At 62.9% G+C, this 24,399-nt stretch carries 22 protein-coding genes; 10 read left to right on the top strand and 12 right to left on the bottom strand.

The genetic code is table 11. The annotated features are described in order from the left end of the window. Positions 1-147 precede the first annotated feature (147 nt). Positions 148-1,647, top strand: coding sequence for an Asp-tRNA(Asn)/Glu-tRNA(Gln) amidotransferase subunit GatB (gatB, locus tag NKH67_RS10465; RefSeq protein ID WP_352501640.1), 1,500 nt, complete (start codon positions 148-150; stop codon positions 1,645-1,647). A 1-nt stretch (position 1,648) separates the two neighbouring features. Further along, positions 1,649-2,137: a GNAT family N-acetyltransferase gene (locus NKH67_RS10460; protein ID WP_352501641.1), complete on the top strand. Its 489-nt coding sequence runs from the start codon at positions 1,649-1,651 to the stop codon at positions 2,135-2,137. 16 nt (positions 2,138-2,153) lie between these two features. Here the strand turns inward: NKH67_RS10460 and NKH67_RS10455 are convergent, their stop codons facing one another. From NKH67_RS10455 to NKH67_RS10435, 5 genes are all read right to left on the bottom strand, one after another. Next, a complete protein-coding gene (locus tag NKH67_RS10455) occupies positions 2,154-2,495 on the bottom strand; it encodes a hypothetical protein (RefSeq protein WP_352501642.1) in 342 nt (113 codons plus the stop codon). 151 nt (positions 2,496-2,646) lie between these two features. Next, positions 2,647-3,858, bottom strand: a complete 1,212-nt coding sequence (locus NKH67_RS10450) for a hypothetical protein (RefSeq protein ID WP_352501643.1) — start codon at positions 3,856-3,858, stop codon at positions 2,647-2,649. Positions 3,859-4,005: 147 nt separating this feature from the next. Next, entirely contained in the window at positions 4,006-4,305 is a 300-nt protein-coding gene (locus NKH67_RS10445) for a hypothetical protein (RefSeq protein ID WP_352472757.1), read from the bottom strand. A 94-nt stretch (positions 4,306-4,399) separates the two neighbouring features. After that, on the bottom strand, positions 4,400-5,800 hold the full coding sequence (locus tag NKH67_RS10440; protein ID WP_352501644.1) for an ArnT family glycosyltransferase: 1,401 nt from the start codon (positions 5,798-5,800) through the stop codon (positions 4,400-4,402). A gap of 208 nt (positions 5,801-6,008) precedes the next feature. Beyond that, positions 6,009-7,160 (bottom strand): helix-turn-helix transcriptional regulator, encoded by a 1,152-nt coding sequence (locus NKH67_RS10435; protein ID WP_352501645.1) that lies wholly within the window; start codon positions 7,158-7,160, stop codon positions 6,009-6,011. A gap of 255 nt (positions 7,161-7,415) precedes the next feature. On the opposite strand from NKH67_RS10435, the gene NKH67_RS10430 reads away from it, so the two are divergent. From NKH67_RS10430 to NKH67_RS10420, 3 genes are all read left to right on the top strand, one after another. Beyond that, a complete protein-coding gene (locus NKH67_RS10430) occupies positions 7,416-7,814 on the top strand; it encodes an NADH:ubiquinone oxidoreductase subunit NDUFA12 (protein ID WP_023674818.1) in 399 nt (132 codons plus the stop codon). A gap of 155 nt (positions 7,815-7,969) precedes the next feature. After that, complete coding sequence (locus NKH67_RS10425; RefSeq protein WP_023674819.1) at positions 7,970-8,452, top strand: DUF2155 domain-containing protein; 483 nt, start codon at positions 7,970-7,972, stop codon at positions 8,450-8,452. An 88-nt stretch (positions 8,453-8,540) separates the two neighbouring features. Next, positions 8,541-8,909, top strand: coding sequence for a hypothetical protein (locus tag NKH67_RS10420; RefSeq protein ID WP_352501682.1), 369 nt, complete (start codon positions 8,541-8,543; stop codon positions 8,907-8,909). A gap of 82 nt (positions 8,910-8,991) precedes the next feature. On the opposite strand, the gene aat is transcribed toward NKH67_RS10420, so the two are convergent. The 6 genes from aat to NKH67_RS10390 form a co-directional block, all read right to left on the bottom strand. Continuing rightward, on the bottom strand, positions 8,992-9,609 hold the full coding sequence (gene aat / locus NKH67_RS10415) for a leucyl/phenylalanyl-tRNA--protein transferase (protein WP_023674821.1): 618 nt from the start codon (positions 9,607-9,609) through the stop codon (positions 8,992-8,994). 14 nt (positions 9,610-9,623) lie between these two features. After that, entirely contained in the window at positions 9,624-10,967 is a 1,344-nt protein-coding gene (gene accC, locus NKH67_RS10410) for an acetyl-CoA carboxylase biotin carboxylase subunit (RefSeq protein ID WP_023674822.1), read from the bottom strand. A 19-nt stretch (positions 10,968-10,986) separates the two neighbouring features. After that, on the bottom strand, positions 10,987-11,445 hold the full coding sequence (gene accB / locus NKH67_RS10405; protein WP_292662508.1) for an acetyl-CoA carboxylase biotin carboxyl carrier protein: 459 nt from the start codon (positions 11,443-11,445) through the stop codon (positions 10,987-10,989). 26 nt (positions 11,446-11,471) lie between these two features. Continuing rightward, positions 11,472-11,906 (bottom strand): type II 3-dehydroquinate dehydratase, encoded by a 435-nt coding sequence (gene aroQ, locus NKH67_RS10400; RefSeq protein ID WP_352501646.1) that lies wholly within the window; start codon positions 11,904-11,906, stop codon positions 11,472-11,474. Between the two features lie 163 nt (positions 11,907-12,069). Then, positions 12,070-12,873 (bottom strand): DsbA family protein, encoded by an 804-nt coding sequence (locus NKH67_RS10395; RefSeq protein WP_352451092.1) that lies wholly within the window; start codon positions 12,871-12,873, stop codon positions 12,070-12,072. A gap of 70 nt (positions 12,874-12,943) precedes the next feature. Further along, positions 12,944-14,338: a M48 family metalloprotease gene (locus NKH67_RS10390; RefSeq protein ID WP_352501647.1), complete on the bottom strand. Its 1,395-nt coding sequence runs from the start codon at positions 14,336-14,338 to the stop codon at positions 12,944-12,946. A 144-nt stretch (positions 14,339-14,482) separates the two neighbouring features. Between NKH67_RS10390 and NKH67_RS10385 the strand changes: the two genes are divergently transcribed. Beyond that, positions 14,483-15,631: a pyridoxal phosphate-dependent aminotransferase gene (locus tag NKH67_RS10385; RefSeq protein WP_352501648.1), complete on the top strand. Its 1,149-nt coding sequence runs from the start codon at positions 14,483-14,485 to the stop codon at positions 15,629-15,631. Between the two features lie 11 nt (positions 15,632-15,642). Continuing rightward, on the top strand, positions 15,643-16,590 hold the full coding sequence (locus NKH67_RS10380) for a glutaminase (RefSeq protein ID WP_352501649.1): 948 nt from the start codon (positions 15,643-15,645) through the stop codon (positions 16,588-16,590). Between the two features lie 96 nt (positions 16,591-16,686). Here NKH67_RS10380 and NKH67_RS10375 read toward each other — a convergent pair whose 3' ends face one another. Then, positions 16,687-19,680, bottom strand: a complete 2,994-nt coding sequence (locus NKH67_RS10375) for an Rne/Rng family ribonuclease (RefSeq protein WP_352501650.1) — start codon at positions 19,678-19,680, stop codon at positions 16,687-16,689. A gap of 668 nt (positions 19,681-20,348) precedes the next feature. Between NKH67_RS10375 and NKH67_RS10370 the strand changes: the two genes are divergently transcribed. Genes NKH67_RS10370 through NKH67_RS10360 form a run of 3 tightly spaced genes read left to right on the top strand, consistent with a single transcriptional unit; the run spans position 20,349 to position 24,282 of the window. Next, the gene (locus NKH67_RS10370) at positions 20,349-21,611 is read left to right on the top strand and encodes an N-acetylmuramoyl-L-alanine amidase (protein ID WP_352501651.1); all 1,263 of its coding nucleotides are present in this window, start codon (positions 20,349-20,351) and stop codon (positions 21,609-21,611) included. Between the two features lies 1 nt (position 21,612). Further along, complete coding sequence (locus tag NKH67_RS10365) at positions 21,613-21,795, top strand: hypothetical protein (RefSeq protein WP_352457449.1); 183 nt, start codon at positions 21,613-21,615, stop codon at positions 21,793-21,795. A gap of 30 nt (positions 21,796-21,825) precedes the next feature. Then, positions 21,826-24,282 (top strand): penicillin-binding protein 1A, encoded by a 2,457-nt coding sequence (locus NKH67_RS10360; protein ID WP_352472768.1) that lies wholly within the window; start codon positions 21,826-21,828, stop codon positions 24,280-24,282. Positions 24,283-24,399 lie beyond the last annotated feature (117 nt).

The raw sequence follows: 24,399 nt of genomic DNA, 5'->3' as shown, positions 1-24,399 counted from the left end.
CTATCGCAGTTCGTCGCGGCAGGTGCGGGCCTGTGCCGCGTCGGCGCCTGCGGCTTTGCGCTTGTCTCTTTTGGCGGTTTGCACTAGCGAAGTTGCACAGCAAAATATGCGTTCTCGCATATCCGCAATTTCAGTATGCAGGCCCTTATGAGCATTATCGACACCCGCACGCCCGACGCCAAGCGCCTGGTTCCCGGCGCCACCGGCGACTGGGAGATCATCATCGGCCTCGAGGTCCACGCGCAGGTGACCTCGCAGGCAAAGCTGTTTTCCGGCGCCTCGACCATTTTCGGCGCCGCGCCCAACGCCAATGTCAGCCTGGTCGACGCGGCGATGCCCGGCATGCTGCCGGTCATCAACGAGGAATGCGTCAAGCAGGCGATCCGCACCGGGCTGGGCCTGAAGGCCGAGATCAACCACAAATCGGTCTTCGACAGGAAAAACTATTTCTATCCCGACCTGCCGCAGGGCTACCAGATCTCGCAGTTCAAGCAGCCGATCGTCGGCGAGGGGAAGGTGATCGTCTCGGTCGGCCCGGACCGGCAGGGCGAATTCGAGGACATCGAGGTCGGCATCGAGCGCCTGCATCTGGAGCAGGACGCCGGCAAGTCGATGCACGACCAGCATGCGACGATGTCCTATGTCGATCTCAACCGCTCCGGCGTGGCGCTGATGGAGATCGTCTCCAAGCCGGATATGCGCTCCGCCGATGAAGCCAAGGCCTATGTCACCAAGCTGCGCACCATCGTGCGCTACCTCGGCACGTGCGACGGCAATATGGACGAAGGCTCGCTGCGCGCCGACGTCAACGTCTCGGTGCGCCGGCCCGGCGGCGAATTCGGCACGCGCTGCGAGATCAAGAACGTCAACTCCATCCGTTTCATCGGCCAGGCCATCGACTACGAGGCGCGCCGCCAGATCGCCATCCTGGAGGACGGCGGCAAGATCGACCAGGAAACGCGGCTGTTCGACCCCAACAAGGGCGAAACGCGCTCGATGCGTTCCAAGGAAGAAGCGCACGACTACCGCTATTTCCCCGATCCCGACCTTCTGCCGCTGGAATTCGACCAGGCCTATATCGACGCGTTGGCAAAGGACCTGCCGGAACTTCCCGACGCGAAAAAGGCGCGGCTGATCACCTCGCTCGGCCTGTCGACCTACGACGCCTCGATCCTGGTATCGGAAAAGGCGGTCGCCGACTATTTCGAGAAGGTGGCCGCTGGTCGCGATGGCAAGCTTGCCGCCAACTGGGTCATCAACGATTTGCTGGGTGCGTTGAACAGAGCCGGCAAGAGTATTGAAAATGCTCCGGTTTCGCCCGATCAGCTCGGCGCGGTCATCGACCTGATCAAGGAAGGCACCATCTCCGGCAAGATCGCCAAGGATCTGTTCGAGATCGTCTGGAACGAGGGCGGCGATCCGCGTCAGCTGGTCGAAAGCCGCGGCATGAAGCAGGTCACCGATACCGGCGCCATCGAAAAGGCGGTGGACGAGGTGATCGCTGCCAACCCGGACAAGGTCGAACAGGCGCGCGCCAAGCCGACCATGGCCGGCTGGTTCGTTGGCCAGGTGATGAAGGCGACCGGCGGCAAGGCCAATCCGCAAGCGGTCAACGAGCTGGTCAAGGCCAGGCTCGGGATCGAGTAGGATGTTCGTCCGCACCGCCGGCGAGCGCGATCTTGCGGCGGTGCGCGCATTGCTGGTCGAGACATGGCATGCCACCTATGATGCCATCTACGGCGGGCCGCGGGTCACCGAAATCACCGATGAATGGCATTCTATCGCCGCGCTCAAGGCACGGCTGACGCGGCCGAACTCGGAGTTCCTGGTCGCCGACGACGGCAAAAACATCGGCGGCATGGCTTTCGCCGCCGCTACCACGGATGCCAGGATCGTCATGCTGAACCAGCTTTACGTGCATCCGGCCTGGCAGAGGCAAGGCATCGGCCAGGCGCTGCTGGACGAGATCGAGGCCAGCTTTCCGGAGGCCCGGACGCTGCGTGTCGAGGTCGAGGAAGCAAATGCTCCGGCTGTCGCCTTCTACCGCTCGAGGGGGTTCTTGCCCGCCGGCAACACGGCCGATTGCGGCGGCGCCTCGGGATTGCCGGCGCTGGTTTTAGAGAAGGCGATCGGCTAGCTCGTTTGCCTGGCGCTCAGTTGCGTTTCTCAGGCAGGTTGGAGCAGCCGGCAGCGAGAAACTCGCACGGCAGGCTGCCGCCGCCGCCCGACGTGTGCGGGGGCGTGGCGGCTTCGATTTTTTCCACCTCGTAATATTTCGAGGTGACGCCCCATTTTTTGACGCCCTGGCACGTCGAGCGCACGCCAACCTCCGTCGCCTTTGCCGCAGTCTTGTAATAGGTGGTGATCCGGCAGGATTGGCTGACCGGCAGCGCGTTCGCCGGGCTCGTGACCGGCGGCAGGAAGTTCGGGAAGGCAAGCAGCGAGATTGCCGCAATGATCCTGACGGCGGGCATGGTGAGGGGAAGGTGCTGCATCGTTTGTCTCCATCGATGGCGCCGCTCGCTCGTGGCGCAGCGGCGCGTTTGTTCCGGCAAGATCAGGCCATGATGCCGGTGCTGCCGCATCTGCCGCGCGGGGGAAGGCGGCAGCGGTCTGAACCGCCGCCGTCATCCGCGAGCGGCCGCGTCAGGGCGTTTTCGGCTTGATGAGCGTCTCTATCGGAACGGCGACTTTTGGAGGCCGGACCGTACTGGTTCCACCATCGACGGCCAGCCCGCCGCTGTTGAGATAGCGTACCGTATAGTGCAGCTCATAGCCGGGAACTCTGATCCATGTAGGCTTGGGATTGAACTGGTCCGGCGGCCTCGAATACCACTTCGGGATCTGCATGATCTTGGAACCGGCACCGAATCCCGCAGTCTTGGCCGCTACTGCGAAGGCGCTGTCTCTGGGGTCGTTCGGCGGCTGGTCGACATTGCCGATGACGACCAGCGAATCGTATTTTCGCGCGTCCAGCCGTACTGCGGGAAGGTTCAGCGCAGCCACGTCGCCTTCGCGCATCGTCAGCGCCTTCTGACGGCCATCCTCATTGGCATAGACGTTGAGGTTTATGGCCTCGGATTCCGCATAGACGACATTGTTGTGGAAGTCGCGGGCTGGCAGGCGTGTGAGGCTGTCGAAGGTCACTTCAACCGTCGGCTTGGCTATGGCGTCCGTCACCACCAGGTTGCGCCGCGGCACCGTCCAGAAGATGAGATCATCGCCGGTGGCCTGCGTGCCGGCATCGGAGCCGTCTATTGCCGAGCATTTCGAATTTGGAACCGGCGTCGTCACCGGCAGGGGTGCCGAAAACGAGCTGCGTACCTGAGCGTCGATGTAATTGCCGACGTTGAAAACGTCTTCGAGGATGTTGCCGCCCTCGAAGCTCGCTGGGCCGGGTTGCGAGCGGATGATGACCTGGCTGGAATCGGTCTGCCAGCCGCTGCAGAAGACGTTGACGTCTATGGGAATGCCGATGTGGCGGTCGGAGGTCACCGGGATCGAGACTTTGATGGTCAGGATGTAAGGAACTTTGACAAACCAGCTGTTCGGCTGGTTCAGCATCTGCGTCGCAAAGCGCGACGGCCGCCATTGCTTCAGCGATTCGATCGATGCGCGTGACGATCGTCCCTGGGCGGCCAGCTGTGCGTTGGTGGCGTCGACCTTGGCTTGCGCCAGGTTGCGGACGGTGTTGGTGATCAGGAACACGCCGAGTTCGGCTTTGCAGGGCCTGTTCGATTGTGTGGCGTTGCATGGGGCAAGTGCCGCACTGGGAACCGGCGGCCCCGAAGGCGGCGGCTGGGCGGCCGCGGCGGCCGCCATCAGGCAGAAGAACAGCATCGTGCAGGTTTTCAACATGGTATCCTCGCTCTTTCGGTTGGAAACCACCCTCCGGCTAGACAACACCATTTCTTCGACAGCGGTTCATCGCCCGCATGGGGGACGAACCGCGAAACATCGGGCCGGCCCAGCGACGTCGAGCCGCCGTCCTTTCGGATTGGATATCTACTGCTTCACGACGCCTTTGGTTGTCGCCATCGGCGCGACGACCTTGGGCTTGGGGGTTTTCGGGCCGGGGTCGACTACCAATGCGGCCGTGCAGGAGCATTTGCCCGAACCGCAGTTCAGGTCGCCCTTGCACATTTTGGAATGCCGCATATCGGTGCAGTCGGCGGTCCCGGAGCAGGAGCAACTGCCTTGCCCAATCGTTCCGGACTGACATTTGAAGCTCCATGCCGGATCGGCGGCAAGGCCGGCCACAGCGAGCGATACGGCAAAAAGCGTCGTCGAGATGAGCTTGCGCATGAATACCTCCCGGTTCTATCGAGCGATGGAACCACGAAGCAGCAACGCCTTCATCTCCCGCGCGGGGGACGAACTCGCATACCGGTGACGATCGTCAATGCTGTCCCTTCAGCACGACGAGATAGCCGCGTTCGACGCGAAGCCGGAACGCGATTTGCCCTGCAGTGCCGGGATCCTTGGAAACCTTGTCGATGACATAGCCGCTGGGATGCGAGCCAAGCCATTCTTCCGGTTTGTCGGTGCTTTCGAACGGCTTTTGCAACCGGGCCAGGAAGCCGACTTCGCCCTGATAGTCGAAAGCCACGGCCCAGTCCGCATCCTTTCGCTCGTAGATGAAGTTGGCGAGCGGCGTCAGATCATAGCGTTTGAACGCGGTCGCCGACGCCACCGCGTGGCCAATGCCGAAAAGGACAAGCATGACGATGGCCGAGCTCTTCAGCCTGGCGAGCGGGATCTCCGCCATGAAATAGCCGAACAGGATGACCACGAACGGCAACATCGGCACGACATAATGAGGCTGCTTGCCGGATATCGCGCTGAACACCAGAAAGACGGCAACGAACGAGAATGACAGCAGGCGCAAGGCGCGCAGATCCGGCGACTTCGCGTCGATCAGGCTGCGTATCCGCGTGAGCAGCTTCAACCGCCACACCTCGGGTATGAAGATCCACGGTATGAACATGACGGGCAGCAGCAGCAGATAGAAATAGAACGGCCGGCCATGCGAATTGCGCAAATTGCCGGTGACACGCCCCGCCGACTGGTTCCAGACGAGATCATAAACGAAATTGCCTTTTGTCAGGATGGTCGCCGGCACCAGCCAGATCGCCACCGGAATCAGCGCGGCGAGCAGGGCTAGGCCCACTCCAGCGAGGAAGTTCGGTGTCGTCAGTCCCGCCCGCCGGTCGCGCCAGAACGGGTAGAACAGGATGGGCGCGCCGATATGGATCAGCACCACTGGGCCTTTCGTCAGCACGCCCGTGCCGATGAACAGCCCGGCCAGAACGGCCTGCCAGCGGTTGCCGCTGCGGGCAAAGGCAATCAACGACAACAGCGCGGCGAGCACAAAGACCGTCAGCAACAGGTCGAACAGGATCAGCGTCGAATAGATGACGAACACGCTGCTTCCGGCAACCAGCCAGGGGATGCGCCGCGCGATGTCGTCGCGGCCCGGAAACAGGGTCTTTGCCAACGCCGTCGTCAGCCAGATGACGAGCGAGGAGGCGGCGAAGATGACCAGCATCGCCGCCGGCCGGCTGGCGCCGAAAATGTTCCAGACAAGGTCGATAAGCCAAAACAGCAGTGGCGGCTTCTGCAGATAGGGCGCGAAATTCATCGTCGGGACGAAGATCTGTCCGCTCAGATACATTTCCCAGGTGACGCTGAGATATCGCGTTTCGTCGACGGGCAGCAGTGGCCGGAAAGCGACCGCGATTACGATCAGCCCAAGCAGAAAGAGGTAGGGGAGCAGTCGCTCGGTAGATGTCGGTGTCAAAGATCGAGATCCGCGCCAGAAACCATTTTCATTCCAGCCGAGCATAGTGCCGCGTTTCTGGACCGCGAACGACCGCACCATGATTTTGGCCGAATTGCAACGATGCCGGTTTCGTTTCCCAGATTTTGCGGACGATGGTGTCAAAGGTTTGAAAAACTTACCGGCCGAGTCTTTTGGACCGCTGCCGGTCCGGGGAACCTGAGCAAAATCAACTGGAGCGCAACGGCGGTGACAATTCGCGCATCAACAGTTCGAGCTCGCGCTGATCGCCGGTACCGGTCTTGTCGAAGATCGTCGCCAGCTGCGACTTGACGGTGCCGTCCGAGACGCCGCCGGCCGCGGCGATTTCCTTTCGCGTCAGGCCGGCGGCAACGTGACCGGCGACTCGCCTTTCTGCCGCGGTCAGTCCGAACAGCGCCGCAATGGCGTCCAGCGCCGGGGTCGGTGTCGAACCCGCCGCGGCGATGAAGATCGCTGCGGCGGCGCGTTGCGAGATGCGCGCCGAGATTTCACGCCGCGCCAGCGGCATGACATGGGCCACCGCCGGAACCACCGTCCTGGCCAGGGGAATGTTGATGCCGCAAGGTCCGAGCGCGAATTCGTCGCGCGTGCCGAGCTGGACGGCACGGCCGATCGCGGCGTTGGCGTTGGCATAGGTGAAGGAAAGCTGTCCGCGCACGCTAGCGACCGAGATGTTTTCGGCGAGCAGCGCTTCGGCTGACGGGTTGGCGAAGATGATGGTCATGTCTTCGGCCACGATCAGCACCGGATGGTCGAGGCTTTCGATGATGGAGCGGAAGATTTCGGCCCTGCGCCGCTCGGCCTCGAACAGGTCGCCGATGGTCACCGCGCGCCGCACATGCGGTGCCAACAGGCAGACAAGCTCGAGATCCTCGCGGGAAATCTGGCGCCTGTCCCTGTCGGTCACCACCATCAACGTGCCGATCCGGGTCGGCCGCTTCATCAACGCCACCCAGAAGAAATCGTCCAGGCGGTTGGGTTGCACCCATTCGCGCACGATGCGGCTTTCGAGCCATCTCTGTCGCGTATCCGGGCCTTGCAAAGCGTAGATCGAATCGACGGTGAACGGCACGTCGATCTCCATCTTGGGAACCGCCGCATAGAACGGCACTTGCGAGCCGTAGTCATGCTTCAACGGCTCAAGAACTGCGGGATCGCCGCAGGACACCGAAAATCGCGCGGAGCTGCTGATCGTGTCGATGACGGCGAGCATGGCAAGCTGGCCTTCCGCCAGATTGCAGATGGCCTCGAGTGTCGCCTGCCAGCGGTCGACGTCGGCAATCGAATCGTAGATCGCCTCAACGACCTGCGGCAAGGCCGTGCCCGCCAGCGATGACATGAGCCCCTCTCATTTGCCGTCCTTGAGGCAACGAAGCTTCAACTGCTAGAATAACGCTGCGTAAGGTTGCCAACAACCTATTTCATCTGCTTCGGACGGCCGCGAAAATAGCATGAACGTATCGCTTTCCCGTCAGCCATTTGCTCGCCTGTTGCGGCAAGACCCTTGCCTTCGCAATGCCGTGACGCCATAAGCAGGAACAGGCGCCGCAGCCGCCGCGAGGACTTGCTTCAAGGACTTGCCACGAGGATTTGGATGAAGACTTTCCTTCTGCAGTTTTTCACCTGGTGGAACAGCCAGACATTGGGAACGCGCTTCCACACCTGGCGGCACGGCAAGAAGGTCGGGCAGGACGAGGTCGGCAACGTCTACTATGAGGGCGGCGTCGATTCGGAAGGCCGCACCCGTCGCTGGGTCATCTACCGCGACTATTCGGAAGCCTCGGCGATTCCGCCCGGCTGGCATGGCTGGATCCATCATCGTGTCGATGTTGCGCCGCCAAGCGAAGACTACAAGCCACGCGACTGGCAAAAGCCGCATGTGCCGAACCTCACCGGCAGCCCCGCGGCCTATCGCCCGAAAGGCTCGGTGCTGACCAACCAGCATCGTCCGCAGGTGACGGGCGACTACGACGCCTGGACGCCTGGTTCGTGATCGATCGCCGCGACACGCGCGCGGTCCCCACGGGGGCGGTCCCACGAGGGCGGTCCTTTGTCGCCACAATTGCTGTTTAGCTGTTTGCTGATCCGACAGCAGCAACTAGCCTTGGCGTTAAGAGAATCACCCGGGCGCAAACCACCGGACCTTGCATGAGCATGTTCAGCCGAATTTTGACGGGCGGATTAACCGCGGTCGTTCTCGCTTCTATGGTGGCGCTCGCTACTGCGCAGGAATTGGCGCCGCCTGCGCCGGACGCGTCGGTGGCGCCTGCAGCACCGGCAGTATCCGAGCGCATCACCAATCCAGTCGCTGAATTCGCCGGCATCGACAAGATCACCGGCCGTATCATCACCTTCGATGTTTATATCGACGAGACGGTTCAGTTCGGCGCTTTGCAGGTGACGCCGCGCATCTGCTATTCGCGGCCCGAAAACGAAGAGCCGAAGACGGATTCGTTCGTCGAGGTCGACGAGATCACGCTCGATCGGAAAATACGCCGTATCTTCACCGGCTGGATGTTTGCCGAAAGCCCCGGGATCAACGCCGTCGAGCATGCCGTCTATGATATCTGGCTGAAGGGCTGCAAGCAGAAGTCCGACGTGCCGGCACCCGCCGCCCCCAAAACCAACTAGAATCTGTCAGTGCGCGGCGCATACCGCGCCCTGCGGAACCGCCGCGTTGCCCGAGCGTTGGTGCCTCTCTACGGAGGAGGTTGCCATGATGATGGCCAACAAGAACGAACTTCTCGACATCGAAAGGGGATTCTGGAGCGGCGGTACCGACTATTTCAAGGCCAATGCCGATACCGACTGCCTGGTGGCTTTCCCGCAGATGGCGCGGGTGATGAGCAATACCGATCTGGCCGCAACTGCCACGGACCCGAACCGCTGGCGCGATCTCGACATCGACCTCAAGGGCATCATCGAGCCGGGCAGCGACATCGTCATGCTGACCTACGAGGCGCGTGCGACGCGGCAAGATGGCGAAGCCTATGCGGCGCTGGTCAGCACCGGCTATGTCCACCGCGTCAATGGCTGGAAGATGATGTTCCACGCACAGACGCCGCTGGTGACGGCAGCAAAAGGCTGACCGGCCGCAAGAGCAATTCCAGGAAGTGTGAACGGCTTTCCGTCCGGAATTGCGTTTCCGTGAAACGATGAGCCATTCCAGGTTATGGAAAAAACACGGCCTCGCCCTTCAGCGCCTCGGCCAGCATCTTCTCGTACTTGCCGCGCGGCACGTCGATTGCACCGAAGCGTTTGAGATGCTCGGTGGTGAACTGCGTATCGAGCAGTGCAAAGCCACGCGCCTTCAGGCGTTCGACGAGGTGAACCAGGCAGGCCTTTGACGCGTCGGTCTCCCTGGCGAACATGCTCTCGCCGAAGAACACGCGGCCGAGCGATACGCCGTAGAGCCCCCCGACCAGTCGGTCGTTGTGCCAGGCCTCGACCGAATGGCAATGGCCCATCCGATGCAGCTCGATATAGGCTTCGCGGATCGGCGCGTTGATCCAGGTCGACCGACGTTCCTCGCGCCTTTCGGCACAGGCCTCGATCGTTGCCTCGAAGTCGAAATCGATGCGGAACTCGAACAGGTTCTTGCGGATCGTCTTTCTCAGGCTTTTCGGTATGTGGAACCCGTCGAGCGGAATGATGCCGCGCGTCTCCGGCCGCACCCAGAATACTTCGGGGTCATTGGCGCTTTCGGCCATCGGGAAGACGCCGGAGGCATAGGCTTTGAGCAAAAGGTCGGTCGGGATGCGATAACCGGGTGCGTAGGGACGGGTCATCGCTTCGCCCTGTATCACTCGCCTTCGGCCAAGTATTTTTCCAGCCAGTGGATGTCGTAGTCGCCATTGGCGATGTCGGCGTTGCCAACGAGGTCGCGAAACAGTGGCAGCGTCGTCTTGATGCCGTCGACGACGAATTCGTCGAGCGCGCGCCGCAGCCGCATCATGCATTCGACGCGGTTGCGGCCATGCACGATCAGCTTGCCGATCAGGCTGTCGTAGTAGGGCGGGATCTTGTAGCCCGAATAGACGCCGGAATCGACGCGGATACCGAGGCCGCCCGGCGTGTGGAAATGGGTGATGGTGCCCGGCGAGGGGGTGAAGGTGCGCGGATCCTCGGCATTGATGCGGCATTCGATGGCATGGCCGTGGAAGCGGATGTCCTCCTGGCGCACCGAAAGTCCGCCGCCCGAGGCGACGCGGATCTGCTCGTGCACGAGGTCGATGCCGGTAATCGCCTCGGTCACCGGATGTTCGACCTGCAGGCGCGTGTTCATCTCGATGAAATAGAACTCGCCGTCCTCATAGAGGAATTCGATGGTGCCGGCGCCGGAATAGCCGAGATCGGCGATCGCCCTGGCGCAGACGCCGCCAATATGCGCGCGCTCCTCGGCATTGAGAGCCGGCGAGGGCGCTTCTTCCCAGACCTTCTGGTGGCGGCGCTGCAGCGAGCAGTCGCGCTCGCCGAAATGCACGCCGCGCCCGGCGCCGTCGCCGAACACCTGCACTTCGATATGGCGCGGCTTCTGCAGATATTTCTCGATATAGACTGCGTCGTCGCCGAAGGCCGCACCCGCCTCCGAGCGTGCCGTCTGCAGCGCCACCTCGAGATCGGCCTCGCTACGCGCCACTTTCATGCCGCGCCCGCCGCCGCCGGCCGACGCCTTGATGATCACGGGGTAGCCGATCGCGGCGGCAATGCGCTTGGCTTCCTTGTCCTCGGTGACCGCGCCGTCGGAGCCGGGCACCACGGGAATGCCGAGGCGTTTTGCGGTACGCTTGGCCTCGATCTTGTCACCCATGATGCGGATATGGTCGCCGGTCGGGCCGATGAAGGTGATGTTGTGCGCGGCGAGGATGTCGGCGAACTTGGCGTTCTCCGACAGAAAACCGTAGCCGGGATGCACCGCGTCGGCGCCGGTGATCTCGCAGGCGGCGACGATCTGGTGGATGTTGAGATAGCTGTCGCGCGACGGCGGCGGGCCGATGCAGACGCTCTCGTCGGCGAGACGCACATGCATGGCGTCGGCGTCGGCAGTCGAATGCACCACCACCGTCTGGATGCCGAGCTCCTTGCAGGCGCGCAGCACCCTGAGGGCGATTTCGCCGCGATTGGCGATGAGGATTTTCTGGAACATCTTTCGCCTGTTCCCGGCTCTACTCGATCACGACGAGCGGCATGCCATATTCGACCGGCTGCGCATCTTCAAACAGGATCGCCGTCACCGTGCCGGCGCGCGGCGAGGGGATCTGGTTCATCGTCTTCATTGCTTCGATGATCAGCAGCGTCTGGCCTTCCTTGACCTTCTGGCCGATTTCGATGAACGGCCTGGCGTCGGGCGACGGTGCCAGATAGGCGGTGCCGACCATCGGCGAGGCAACGGCGTTCTTCGACACGTCGGGCGTCGCCGGCGCGGCCGCTGCCGCAGGCTGCGCGGCTGCCGGGGCATAGGCCGGCTGAGCTGCGGCGACAGCATGGACGGCCGGCGCCTGCCGCGAGACGCGCACCTTCAGGTCGCCCAGCTCGACCTCGATCTCGGTCAGGTTGGTGTCGTTCAGTATGCCCGCCAGATCGCGGATCAGCTGCTGGTCAACACCGTTCTTCTTTATCGACATTTTCGAGCCTTCTGTTTGTTGGCCGGTCATAGGCGTGCAGCCAGCGCCTGCAGCGCCAGCGTGTAGCCGAGCGGCCCGAACCCGCAGATCATGCCGACGGCGACCGGCGCGACCATGGAGACGTGGCGGAATGGTTCCCGCGCGTGGATGTTGGAGAGATGCACCTCAGCGACCGGCAGCGGCGCGACGGCGCGGATGGCATCGTGAATGGCGATCGAGGTATGGCCGTAGGCGCCCGGATTGATGACGATCGCGGCGGCCTTGTCGGCGGCCTCGTGGATCCAGTCGACGAGGTCGCCCTCATGGTTCGACTGTCGGAAATCGATCTCCAGCCCAAGTTCGGCACCTGCCTGCTTGCAGTCGTCGGCGATCGCGGCAAGCGTCTTGCCGCCATAGATGCCTGGCTCGCGCTTGCCGAGCGCGTTGAGATTGGGGCCGTTCAGGACGAAAACCGTTTTCAAAAAATGCCGACCTTTCCCGGCGCGGCTAAGCCGGCGCGCCGGACCCTCTATAATGGGCATAGACGCTGGCGAAAAGAGCGCAAGTGCGTTCTTTCGCCGTCCACAACAGCCGGAAAACGGCCCGTGCCGGAAACCCGCAGCCTAATCGAAACCCGAACGCTGATCAGAGCGCGGCCTTCGCCGCCTCGATCTTTTCGGCCAGCACTTCCTGGCCAAGCGCGCCGAACACCACCTCGTTGCCGACGACATAGGACGGCGTTCCGGTGATGGCGAGCTTGGTGGCGAGGTCATAGGTCTTGGAGAAGGCCTCGGTGATGCTCGGGTCCTTCATCTTTTCGCGCAGCGCCGCCTCGTCGGCGCCGAGCGACAGCGCCACCTTGATCGCCGCCGCCTCGGTGGCGCGCCCCTGGCCGCCGAGCAGCGCATTGTGGAATTCGCCGTATTTCTCCGGCTTCATCAAATGGAAGGCCATCGAGACGACGCTCGCCTTCTGCGAATCCGGGCCGAGGATCGGGAACTCCTTGAGTACGAAGCGCAGGTCCGGATCGGCCTTGGTCAGCGCGCGCATGTCGTCGATGGCGCGTTTGCAGTAGCCGCAATTATAATCATAGAATTCGACGATGGTGACCTTGCCGTTCGGATTGCCGACAACACCGTCGAATGAGGAATTGAAGATCTGGTCCTTGGCGTCTTTGATGACGCCGAGACTGGCGACGCGCTGTTCTTCCTTCTGCTTGGCCTCGAGTGCCTGCTGGGCCTCCAGAAGCACTTCCGGGTTCTTCAGCAGATAGTCGCGGACGATGCCTTCGACTTCGGCACGGTCGAGCTTGGTACCTGAGGACGTCGTCTGGGCAAGCTGTGCCGTGCCGGCCTTCGCCGTCTGCGGATTGCCGGCGACGAAGCCGAACGCCAGCATGGCGAGAGCCGCTGCCACTCCGGTAGTGCCCAGCAGAATTGCCTTGGTCATGATCCTCGATCCTCTTGCCTGTGTTCGGGTCCGCCCGGTTTGGCTGTGTCGCAGCCTGCGTCCGAAAGGTTCACTTCTTCTTACCTGATGGTGCGTAGTTTATAATGTCCTGCGCGCGAAGCCAGCCCGGCTCGCCCCGCTTCATGCTCTGCTGCGCCCGCATGGCGAAGATTTTCGCATTCTTGTAGTCGCCGGAATAGAAATGCCCTTCGGCGGTTGCAAGCTCGGCGGCCGGGATGTTGCCGAGTTCCCCGTAAGCCTGTGCCAGATAGCGGTATCCGGCGGCGTTTTCGCGATCCCGTCCGAGGCCGGTGTTGATCTGCGCCACCGCCTTCTTCAGCGAATCCTGCGTGCCGATCGCCATCAGCGCCTGGCCGTAAGAGACCGGCAGCAGCCCCGATCGCGCCGGATCGAGGCTGACCGACTTGGCATAGGCGTCCGCCGCATCCTTCGGCCGGTTCGCCTTCATCAGGATGTCGCCGCGTAATTCCTGGAAATAGGGATTTTTCGGCTGTTCCTTGATCAACGCGTTGGTCTTGGTGAGCGCCGACGCCAGATTGCCGAACAGATAGGTCATCTGCGCGTCGCCATAGCGTGAGGCGACGCTGCCGGGGTTCTTGCGCATCAATCGCGACGCCGCCGCCTGGCCCTGCATGTAGGCGGCGATCTTTATGCGCATCATGTCGTGGCGCTGCTGCAGTGCCGGCGGGTCCACCTTGTCGACGTAAGGGCTCTGCTTCACCAGCACTTCGAGATTGGCGATACGCTCCTGCGGCATCGGATGGCTGATCCTGTAGGGATCGACTTGCGCGCCCGAGAGCGACAATGCGTTCTGGAAGCGGCCAAACGTCTTCAGCATGCCCATGCCGGACTGGCCGGTTGCATTGAGATAGGTGATCGCCGAACGGTCGGCGGTCATCTCTTCGGTGCGCTGATAAGCGAGGATACTGCGTTGCGCCATCTCGCCGCCGCCGGCCACCACGCCCATGCCGGCGCCGGCGAGACCGCGGCTGTTGCTGGTGGCGCCGGCCACCATGGCGCCGGCGCCAAGCAGCGTCGCCAGGATCGCCATCGTCTTGGCGCGCTCGAGCTGTTCTCGCAATTTCTGCTGGTGTCCGCCGGCGATATGGCCGGCCTCGTGGGCAATGACGCCAATGATCTCGTTGGGCGTTTCGGCCGTCATCAGCGCGCCGGTGTTGATGAACAGCCGGCGGCCGGCAACAAAGGCGTTGAAGCTCTGGTCGTTGACCAGCACGATGTTGATGGCGTCGCCCGACAAGCCCGCCGCCTTGAAGATCGGCCGCGCGTAATCGCGCACCAGCGCCTCGATCTCGGCATCGCGCACAACCGGCACATTCTGCGCAAAGGCATTGACCGAGCCGGCTATGGCGACCACCACGGCAAGCGAAAGCATCGCGAGGGCGCGCGCTGTCCTGGCGATCGTCGATTTGGGTCGGCTCAACATGGCAGGTCCACTGGTAGACGAGTGGGCGAAGGATGAAAAGTCGGCAGCCTAAACTTACCGAACTTGTGATCCCCACACCAATCGGGCATTTGTGCGGCGCGGCCAGCATGGCCGGCACGTGCGGACAAGTGTGGTGGATTGAAAATGGTTGTTTCGCTTTCGCGCCGCGGCGCGGTCGAACCGTTCCATGCCATGGACATCCTGGCCGAGGCGAATCGGCTGAAAGCCAAGGGCCTGCCGGTCGTTTCCATGGCCGTCGGCCAGCCTTCCGATCCGGCGCCGGCCGGGGTTCGCGAAGCGGCGGCCAATGCCTTGAAAACAGGCCGCATCGGCTATACCGACGCGCTGGGCCTCGCCGGCCTGCGCAAGGCGATCGCGGCGCATTATGGCGAGCATTACGGGCTTGACGTTTCGCCCGAGCGGATAGCCGTCACCACCGGATCGTCGGCTGCCTTCAACCTCGCTTTCCTGGCAATGTTCGATCCAGGCGACCGCGTCGCCATCGCTGCGCCCGGCTATCCTGCCTATCGCAACATCATGGCCGCGCTCGGCATCGACATCGCCGAGATCGAGTTGGACGGCGCCGCCTATCTGCATGCCGAGCACCTGCAAGCCGCGCATCGCGAAAAACCGCTGAAGGGCGTGCTGTTCGCCAGCCCGGCCAACCCGACCGGCGCGGTCATTCCCGCCGGCGATCTCGAGGCGCTGGTCAAAACGGCGCAAGAGCTCGGCATCGCCGTCATCTCGGACGAAATCTATCACCGGCTGGCCTATGCGGCGCCCGACACGACGGCGCTTGCTTTCGGCGCGGATGTGACGGTGATCAATTCCTTCTCGAAATATTATTGCATGACCGGCTGGCGCATCGGCTGGATGGTGCTGCCGCAGGAACTGGTGCGGCCGGTCGAGCGCATCGCCCAGAGCCTCTACATCTCGCCGCCCGAACTGTCCCAGATTGCCGCGATCGAGGCGTTCAAGGCGACGCCAGAGCTGGAAGCGGTGAAGGCGCGCTATGCCTGGAACCGCGAGCTCCTGATGCAACGCCTGCCGGAGCTCGGCTTTGCTTTGGCCGCGCCTATGGACGGCGCGTTCTACGCCTTCTGCGACGTCACCAGGCACACCAATGACAGCATGGCGTTTGCGCGCCGGATGCTTGCCGAGGCGCATGTGGCGGCGACGCCGGGCCGCGATTTCGACCCGCTGCAAGGCCATCGCACGATGCGCTTTTCCTATGCCGGCAGCCACGACGACATGGTCGAGGCGATGGCGCGTATCGAACGCTGGCTGAAGTAGCGGGGGCGACGATGCCGGAGCTTGAACAGGCGCCCCAGCTTGAACAGGCGTTGCGCGAGGTCGCTGCCGAAATGGCGGAGCGTACCGATCGCGGCGACGTCGCCAGCTATATCCCCCAGCTCGGCAAGATCGATCCGAAAAAATTCGGCATTGCCGCGGTGACCAATGACGGCCGCATGCTGACCGCGGGCGACGCCGACGAGGCGTTTTCGATCCAGAGCATCTCAAAGGTGTTCACGCTGACGCTGGCGCTCGGCAATGTCGGCGACGCGCTGTGGCAGCGGGTTGGGCGCGAACCTTCGGGCAATCCGTTCAACTCGATCGTCCAGCTCGAGCACGAGAACGGCATTCCGCGCAATCCATTCATCAATGCCGGCGCCATCGTCGTCTCCGACATCCTGCTTGCCGGCCATCAGCCGCGCGAGGCGATCGGCGAGATCCTGCGCTTCATCCAGTTCCTGGCCGATGACGACACCATCGTCATCGACCGCGAGGTCGCGGCGTCCGAACGCGCCACCGGCTTTCGCAATTTCGCGCTTGCCAATTACATGAAATCGTTCGGCAATCTTCACCATGCGCCGGAACTGGCGCTGGGCGTCTATTTCCACCATTGCGCTATCGCCATGAGCTGCCGGCAACTGGCCCTGGCTGGCCGCTTCCTTGCCAATGGCGGCAAGAACCCGGCGACCGGGCATTCCGTCGTCTCGGCAGAGCGCGCCCGCCGCATCGGCGCGATGATGCTGACCTGCGGCCACTATGACGGCTCCGGCGACTTCGCTTTCCGCGTCGGCATTCCCGGCAAGAGCGGCGTTGGCGGCGGCATATTGGGGATCGTGCCGGGCGTCGCCTCGCTTGCCGTATGGTCGCCAGGCCTCAACGCCAACGGCAATTCCAGGCTGGGTTCGATCGCGCTGGAAAAACTGGCGAAGACGATGAACTGGTCGATCTTCGCGCCATAGTGTTGTCGCCTGAATTGGAGCAAAAAATCCCGCGCAGCCGATCGGCAGCGCGGGACTTTTTTTTAATCAGAAAGTCTGGCTAATGCGCGGAAAGGCTTAGAAAAAGCCCTTCCGCTGCCACCAGCCGGCACGCTTCGGCTTGTCCTCGGCCTTTGCTTCCTCGGTCTTTGCCTCGTCGGCCTTTGCCTCGTCCGGGACGATCGAGGAGACGACCGGCACGACCGGAGCATCCACCGGTACGGGCTTGCGCCGCGACGGCCGGACCTTCGGCGTTTCCTCGGCAGCCGCCACTTCGGTCTCCTGCGGCACCGGCGCGGGGGTCTCGCCGGAAGCCACGGAGGCGGCCTCGGCAGCCGATGTCTCGGCGCCCGCAATCTCGGCAACTGCTTCCGCCGCAACCTTCTTCGGCTTGGCGGCGCGGCGCGGCTTCTTCGGCTTTTCGGCGCTCGGCGTGTCGTCGTTCGCCGGAGCACGCACCGCAAGCTCTTCGGCCGGCGGCGCACCTTCCGGCTCGCCGGTTACGGGCTGTGCTTCCGACACCGCACCTTCCGTTATGGCGGCTGGCTCGCCGGGGGCAGCTTCCAAGCCGTCCTCGCCGTCCTCACGGCGATTGCGCTTGCCGCCGCGCTTGCCGCGCCGGCGCTTCTTGCCGTGACTGTCGTCCGCCACTTCCGCCGTTTCGGCCACAACACCTGCCGGCGCTTCATGTTCCGCTTCGGCGCCTTGATCGCCGGCGGCTACGAAGGCATCGTCTATCGGCGCCGAAACGGAAGCACCTTCCACAGCAGCGCCATGCTCGCGATCGCCATGTTCGCGTTCCCCGTGTTCACGATCCCCGTGTTCACGATCCTTGCCGCCGCGCCGTCTGCGGCGCTTGCGGCGCTTGCGATCGCGGCCTTCGCCGTCCTCGCCGGTCCTTGGCTGCTGCGGCTGCTGGGCAGGGCGTGGCTGCTCGGCCTGCACCGGTTCCTCGTCTTCCTCTTCGATGACGATCTCGTCCTCGGGTTCTTCCGGCTCGACATAGGCCGGGAACGTGCGCGCCTCGACAAAGCCTTCCGGCTTTTCGGCCAGCGCGCCGCGGAAGATGGCATAGTGTTGTGCACCGACCGCGTCATCGGCTTCGATGGTGATGGTCACGCCGAAGCGATGCTCGAATTCCACCAGCGTGCCGCGCTTGTGATTGAGCACATAGAGCGCGGTCGCCGCCGGCGTCCGCACCGTGATGTGGCTGCGCGAATCCTTGAGCAGGAATTCCTCGATTGCCCGCACCACCATCAGCGCGACCGACGAATCGGAGCGCACATGGCCGGTGCCGCCGCAATGCGGGCAAGGCTTCATCGTCGATTCCAGCACGCTGGCACGGATGCGCTGGCGCGACATCTCCATCAGGCCGAAATGCGAGATGCGGCCGACCTGGATGCGGGCACGATCGTTCTTGAGGTGATCCTTCAGCCGCTTCTCGACGGAGCGGTTGTTGCGGTTCTCCTCCATATCGATGAAGTCGATGACGATGAGGCCGGCGAGATCGCGCAGCCTCAATTGCCGGGCGACTTCCTCGGCGGCTTCCAGATTGGTGTGAAGTGCGGTGTCCTCGATCGAGTGCTCCTTGGTGGAACGGCCCGAATTGACGTCGATGGCGACCAGCGCTTCCGTCTGGTTGATGATGATGTAGCCGCCGCTCTTCAGCGTCACCTGCGGCTGCAGCATGCGGTCGAGCTGCGCTTCGATGCCGTTGCGCACAAAGATCGGCGTCGTGTCGCGGAACGGCTGAACCACCTTCGCGTGGCTCGGCATCAGCATGCGCATGAAGTCCTTGGCCTCGCGGTAGCCTTCTTCGCCGGAAACCAGGATCTCGTCGATATCCTTGTTGTAAAGGTCGCGCACCGAGCGCTTGATCAGGCTGCCTTCCTCGTAAACCAGGGCAGGGGCCGTGGATTGCAGCGTCAGATTGCGGACGTTTTCCCAAAGCCGCATCAAATATTCGTAGTCGCGCTTGATCTCTGCCTTGGTGCGGCTTTCGCCTGCCGTACGCAGGATGACACCCATGCCTTGCGGCACTTCGAGATCGGCGACCACTTCCTTCAGCCGCTTGCGGTCCTGCGCATTGGTGATCTTGCGCGAAATACCGCCGCCGCGGGCCGTGTTCGGCATCAGCACCGAATAGCGGCCGGCCAACGACAGGTAGGTGGTCAGCGCTGCACCCTTGTTGCCGCGCTCTTCCTTGACGACCTGCACCAGCAGGATCTGCCGGCGCTTGATCACTTCCTGGATCTTGTACTGGCGACGGACCGGCTTGCGGCGGTTGCGCACTTCTTCCAGCGCGTCCTCGGCGCCGACCGATTCGACCTCGTGATCGTCCGGATGCGAGGATTGCACCTCTTCCAGCATGCCGCGATCATTGTCTTCGGAGGTTGCTTCGCCGCTTGTCTCGGCCCCGCTTGTCTCGGGCCCGCTTACCTCGACTTGCGGGACGGCTTCCGAGATTACGTCGGCATCGACGCTGGCAGCGATGGAACTCGAACCGCCTTCGGACGGCTCGGTCTCACCGCGATCGGCGGCTTCATCGCTCTGCCCGGCGGCACCCTCGCTCTGTCCGGCAATGTCGGACATGGTGTTGTCGTCAACCGCATCCAGCTTTTCTGCGACGGCATCTTCGCCATTCTCGCCGTCGGCCGCGCCTGCCTCGCGCCTGTGCTCGCCGCGGTCGCGGCTCTTGCCGCCGCGCCGGCGTCCGCGCTTGCCACGGTCGCGGCTCTGGCGGTCCTCGCCTTCGGCGGCTTCCTCGTCCTCTTCGTCCTGGGCTTCCTGTGCTTCCGCACGCAGCAGCGCCTGACGGTCGGCGACCGGAATCTGGTAGTAGTCGGGGTGTATTTCACTGAAGGCGAGGAAACCGTGACGGTTGCCGCCATATTCGACAAAGGCTGCCTGAAGGGAAGGTTCGACGCGCGTTACGCGGGCGAGATAGATGTTTCCTTTGAGCTGCTTCTTGTCCTGGGATTCAAAGTCGAATTCTTCAATACGGTTACCGCGAACGACGACAACGCGTGTTTCCTCCGGGTGGGAGGCGTCTATCAGCATTTTGTTGGGCATTATTTCGTTTCCTCCCGGCAGCCGTCGGCCGCAGCTTGCGAGGCAATGCCCGCTGCCGTGGACCTGGAACATGGGTGCCGGACAATTGAACGTCCGCCGGCCGCTGCCTGAGCGCCATGGCGGTGCCGCCCGCAGCCGTAGTGGCGCGGTTTGTTGCGGACCTTTCCATGATTGCGCTTGAAGCCATCGTCACCAGCAGAACCTTTTGAACCAAAGCCCGGAAAAAACCGGACCAGCTTGTTTGCTCATACAGAGCCGGCACGGGACAATCCCGGCCGTTTTGCTCACGCAGGCGATTCCCCCGCCACGGGAGCACGCCTGCGAAAATCGTCGCGATCACCGATGCCTTCTTCGCCTGAAGCGAAAGGAGCCGTCTTGCGTCTGACCTGTAGCAGGAAGCTGCGGAGGAGGACGGTTCCAGGATTGCAGTGATCCACCATCGCTTTTATGATTTGGCGGGTTGGAAGGCAACCCCGATTCCCGATGCCGGCAAAAAGCCGTTCCGCAGCGGAAGCCCCGGTCCCAAGCCTTCCATGAAAAGGCTTGGTTAACCTTCTCTGGATACCAATCGTTAATCGAGTTCGCGGTCTGCCGGCACTTTGACAAGCGGCAGGGCACTTCGACAAGCGATCGGGCATGACGCCAAAACGGGAGCGACTGGTAGAAAGATGGGACTGGCAGGCGTCGCAGACAAGGGCCGTCATCATGGAGGCTGGTTCTTCCGTACCGTCTACCTGCTGTCGCTGATCCTGGCTTGCCTGGTCTTTTCGCCGCTTTCGCGTGCTGCCGACGCACAGCTTGGTGCCACAAGCTACAAGATGGCCGGCGATGCCACCAAGATGCGCATCGTCATCAATTTCGACCGCGAGCCCGACATCAAATGGTTCCTGCTGCGCGGCCCCGATCGCCTGGTCATCGATCTGCCGGCCACGAGATTCGCCTTCAATGCCAAGGATGTAAAGCCGCGCGGGCTTGTCCGTGCCGTGCGTTACGGCGAACTCGGCGAGGGGAAATCGCGGCTGATTCTCACCGGCAAGGGACCGTTCGCCGTCGACAATCTCGACGTGCTCAAGAACGGTGACGGCAACGGCTACCGCATCGCCATCGACATGTCGGCGGCCTCGCAGCGGGAATTCGATGCAGCGCTCGCCAATCAGGCGCTGACCACCGGTTCGACGGTCTCCGCCGACAAGGCCGGCAGGGTCGGTACCGGGCCGGTCTCCAATCCGGGCCATCGTTTCACTGTCGTCATCGATCCCGGCCATGGCGGCATCGACGGCGGTGCCGAGGGCCTGAACGGGACGGTCGAAAAGAACGTGACGCTCGCCTTTGCCATGGAACTGCGCGACAAGCTCGCCGCCAGCGGCAAATACGACGTGTTCCTGACGCGCGAAACGGACGAGTTCCTGCGGCTCGACGACCGCGTGCGCATTGCCCGCCAGCATGAGGCCGACCTGCTCATCTCGATCCATGCGGACACGATCAGCCTCAAGGGCATTCGCGGCGCAACCGTCTACACCGTGTCCGACAAGGCTTCCGATCCCGAGGCGCAGGCGCTTGCCGACCGTGAAAATCTTTCCGACCAGTTCGCCGGCATGGAGATCAAGGACGACAGCAAGGAAGTGACCGATATCCTGATCGACCTGATCCGCCGCGAGACGCATAATTTTTCGATGAGCTTCGCCCATACTCTCGTCGGCCAGCTTTCCACCAGCGTCGGTCTGATCAACAACCCGCAGCGTTCTGCCGGCTTCAAGGTGCTGAAGGCGCCGGACGTTCCATCCGTGCTGGTCGAACTCGGCTATCTGTCGAACGCCAAGGACGAAGCGCAGTTGCTCAGCGCCGATTGGCGCAACAAGGCGACCCAGAGCATAACCAACGCCGTTGCCCTGTTTGCTTCGGCCAAGAGCGGAACGGGGGCCGGAGGCTGAAATGTCCGCCGGCGCCCACAACCTGAAGCAGCGTTGCACGGCGACAACACCCTGTGCTTTTATTTCCGGCATTCGAAACCGAAATCCCGCGCTGCCGTATTTTGCCCACATGGTCGCGACATGGATTTTGCGATTACGGTTTGGGATCGTCCCGAAAGCTTGCGTGAAGGGCGGCTTCGTTTAGGAAATTCCCGAACCAAGGACTGGAGCGGGTATGATTCGTCTCATTGGCTATTTCTTCGGCATCGGCACGACGCTGGCCCTTTTGGTCGCGGCGGGCGTGGCGATCTATATCGGCCATTTGTCGAAGGACCTGCCCGATTACGAGGTGCTGGCCAAATACGAGCCGCCGGTGACGACCCGCATCCACGCGTCGGATGGCGCGCTGATGGCCGAATATGCGCGTGAGCGGCGGCTTTATCTGCCGATTCAGGCGATCCCGGATCGTGTCAAGGCGGCCTTCCTGTCGGCCGAGGACAAGAATTTTTACAATCACCCCGGCATCGACGTGACCGGCCTTGGCCGGGCCATTGTCGTCAACCTGCAGAATGTTGGTTCGGGAAAGCGCCAGGTCGGCGCCTCAACGATCACCCAGCAGGTGGCGAAGAACTTCCTGTTGTCTTCAGACCAGACCTACGAGCGCAAGATCAAGGAGATGATCCTCGCCTTCCGCATCGAGCAGGCCTACTCGAAGGATCGCATTCTCGAGCTCTATCTCAACGAGATTTTCTTCGGCTTCGGCGCCTATGGCGTCGCCGGTGCTGCGCTAACCTATTTCGACAAATCGGTGAACGAGCTCACCGTGGCCGAAGCCGCCTATCTCGCCTCCCTGCCGAAGGGGCCGAACAACTACCATCCCTTCAAGCATGCCGATCGCGCCTTGGAGCGCCGCAACTGGGTCATCGACCAGATGGTCGAGAACGGCTACGTCACGCATGAAGAAGGCGAGAAGGCCAAGGCCGAGCCGCTCGGCGTCACGCCGCGCCGCACCGGCAACTATCTCTTCGCCGGGGAGTATTTCACCGAGGAAGTGCGTCGCCAGATCATCGCGCGCTACGGCGAGAATGCGCTCTACGAAGGCGGCCTTTCCGTCCGCACGACGCTCGATCCGAAGATGCAGCTGATTGCCCGCAAGGCCATGCAGAACGGACTTATGAAGTTCGACACGCTGCGCGGCTACCGCGGGCCGGTCACGAGCATCGACGTTTCCGGCGACTGGGGTGTGCCGCTGGGCAACGTCAAGCGGTTGGAGGATGTGCCGGAATGGTCGCTGGCCGTCGTGCTCGACAGCTCGGCCACCGGCCTGTCCATCGGCCTGCAGCCGACGCGCCAGATCTCCGGCGAAATCGTCAAGGACCGCGTCGAAGGCACCGTCAGCAAGGAAGACATGAGCTTCGCCATGCGCCACGTGGTCGACGGCAGGACCGTCAAGGCGAAGTCGCCGGCCGACGTGCTGAAGCCGGGCGACGTGATTTTCGTGCAGAAGAACGACGGCTCGGACAACAGCTACAGCTTGCGCCAGGTTCCCGAAGTGGAAGGCGGCCTGATCGCCATGGACCCGCATACCGGACGCGTCCTGGCCATGGTCGGCGGTTTCTCCTACGCGCAGTCGGAGTTCAACCGGGCGACGCAGGCCATGCGCCAGCCGGGGTCGTCGTTCAAGCCGATCGTCTATTCGGCCGCCCTCGACAATGGCTATACGCCCGCCTCCGTGATCATGGACGGGCCGATCACCATCCAGAGCGGTAACACGACCTGGACGCCCAAGAACTACGACGGAACGGTGGCCGGCCCGGCGACCTTGCGGTCCGGCATCGAGAAATCGCGCAACCTGATGACGGTGCGGCTTGCCAACGACATGGGCATGAAGCTGGTCGTGGAATATGCCGAGCGTTTCGGTGTCTACGACCACCTGGCGCCGTATCTGCCGATGGCACTGGGATCCGGCGAGACGACGGTGATGCGCATGGTGTCGGCCTATTCGATCATGGCCAATGGCGGCAAGTCGATCAAGCCGTCGCTGATCGACCGCATCCAGGACCGCTACGGCAAGACCGTCTTCAGGCAGGACGAACGCGGCTGCTCGAACTGCAACGCCGCCGAGTGGCAGAACCAGCCAGAGCCGGAGCTGGTCGACAACTCCGAGCAGGTGCTCGATCCGATGACCGCCTACCAGATCACATCGATGATGGAGGGCGTCGTGCAACGCGGCACCGGCGCCACCATCAACGAGCTCGGCCGTCACATCGCCGGCAAGACCGGAACGACCAACGACGAAAAGGATGCCTGGTTCATCGGCTATACGCCGAACCTCGTTGTCGGCCTTTATATGGGCTACGATCAGCCGAAAGGCCTTGGCAAGGGCGCGACCGGCGGCGGCCTTGCCGCGCCGATCTTCAAGGATTTCATGCGCGTGGCACTGGACGGCACGCCCAATGTCGACTTCAAGGTTCCGGACGGCATGAAGCTGATTGCGATCAATCGCAAGACCGGCATGCGAGCCAACGCGGGCGACGCCGGAACCATCATCGAAGCCTTCAAGCCGGGTACCGGTCCCGCCGACAGCTACTGGGTGATCGGCATGGGCGCGGACGGCTCCAACGCCACCGGCGGGGCGCTGTCGCCGCAGGCCAACCAGGCCATCCAGTCGGGCGGCGGCGGGCTCTACTGACAATCGCTACATCGGGTCGGGCCGGCTTGACGATGATGGTCGAGCCGGTCCATTCCGCTTTACAGGGGCCGGTACATTACAGGGGCCGGCGCTTTACAGGAGACCGTGCCGTCCCTA

The sequence above is a fragment of the Mesorhizobium sp. M0968 genome (assembly GCF_040319065.1).
Taxonomy (GTDB): domain Bacteria; phylum Pseudomonadota; class Alphaproteobacteria; order Rhizobiales; family Rhizobiaceae; genus Mesorhizobium.
Note: the sequence above shows the minus strand (reverse complement) of the source record. Positions and strands in the feature narration are given on the sequence as shown.

Coding starts and splice junctions, on each gene's coding strand:
- gatB (WP_352501640.1), top strand. CDS start 148: ATGAGCATTATCGACACCCGCACGCCCGACGCCAAGCGCCTGGTTCCC.
- NKH67_RS10460 (WP_352501641.1), top strand. CDS start 1,649: ATGTTCGTCCGCACCGCCGGCGAGCGCGATCTTGCGGCGGTGCGCGCA.
- NKH67_RS10455 (WP_352501642.1), bottom strand. CDS start 2,495: ATGCAGCACCTTCCCCTCACCATGCCCGCCGTCAGGATCATTGCGGCA.
- NKH67_RS10450 (WP_352501643.1), bottom strand. CDS start 3,858: ATGTTGAAAACCTGCACGATGCTGTTCTTCTGCCTGATGGCGGCCGCC.
- NKH67_RS10445 (WP_352472757.1), bottom strand. CDS start 4,305: ATGCGCAAGCTCATCTCGACGACGCTTTTTGCCGTATCGCTCGCTGTG.
- NKH67_RS10435 (WP_352501645.1), bottom strand. CDS start 7,160: ATGTCATCGCTGGCGGGCACGGCCTTGCCGCAGGTCGTTGAGGCGATC.
- NKH67_RS10430 (WP_023674818.1), top strand. CDS start 7,416: ATGAAGACTTTCCTTCTGCAGTTTTTCACCTGGTGGAACAGCCAGACA.
- NKH67_RS10425 (WP_023674819.1), top strand. CDS start 7,970: ATGAGCATGTTCAGCCGAATTTTGACGGGCGGATTAACCGCGGTCGTT.
- NKH67_RS10420 (WP_352501682.1), top strand. CDS start 8,541: ATGATGGCCAACAAGAACGAACTTCTCGACATCGAAAGGGGATTCTGG.
- aat (WP_023674821.1), bottom strand. CDS start 9,609: ATGACCCGTCCCTACGCACCCGGTTATCGCATCCCGACCGACCTTTTG.
- accC (WP_023674822.1), bottom strand. CDS start 10,967: ATGTTCCAGAAAATCCTCATCGCCAATCGCGGCGAAATCGCCCTCAGG.
- accB (WP_292662508.1), bottom strand. CDS start 11,445: ATGTCGATAAAGAAGAACGGTGTTGACCAGCAGCTGATCCGCGATCTG.
- NKH67_RS10395 (WP_352451092.1), bottom strand. CDS start 12,873: ATGACCAAGGCAATTCTGCTGGGCACTACCGGAGTGGCAGCGGCTCTC.
- NKH67_RS10390 (WP_352501647.1), bottom strand. CDS start 14,338: ATGTTGAGCCGACCCAAATCGACGATCGCCAGGACAGCGCGCGCCCTC.
- NKH67_RS10385 (WP_352501648.1), top strand. CDS start 14,483: ATGGTTGTTTCGCTTTCGCGCCGCGGCGCGGTCGAACCGTTCCATGCC.
- NKH67_RS10380 (WP_352501649.1), top strand. CDS start 15,643: ATGCCGGAGCTTGAACAGGCGCCCCAGCTTGAACAGGCGTTGCGCGAG.
- NKH67_RS10375 (WP_352501650.1), bottom strand. CDS start 19,680: ATGCCCAACAAAATGCTGATAGACGCCTCCCACCCGGAGGAAACACGC.
- NKH67_RS10370 (WP_352501651.1), top strand. CDS start 20,349: ATGGGACTGGCAGGCGTCGCAGACAAGGGCCGTCATCATGGAGGCTGG.
- NKH67_RS10365 (WP_352457449.1), top strand. CDS start 21,613: ATGTCCGCCGGCGCCCACAACCTGAAGCAGCGTTGCACGGCGACAACA.
- NKH67_RS10360 (WP_352472768.1), top strand. CDS start 21,826: ATGATTCGTCTCATTGGCTATTTCTTCGGCATCGGCACGACGCTGGCC.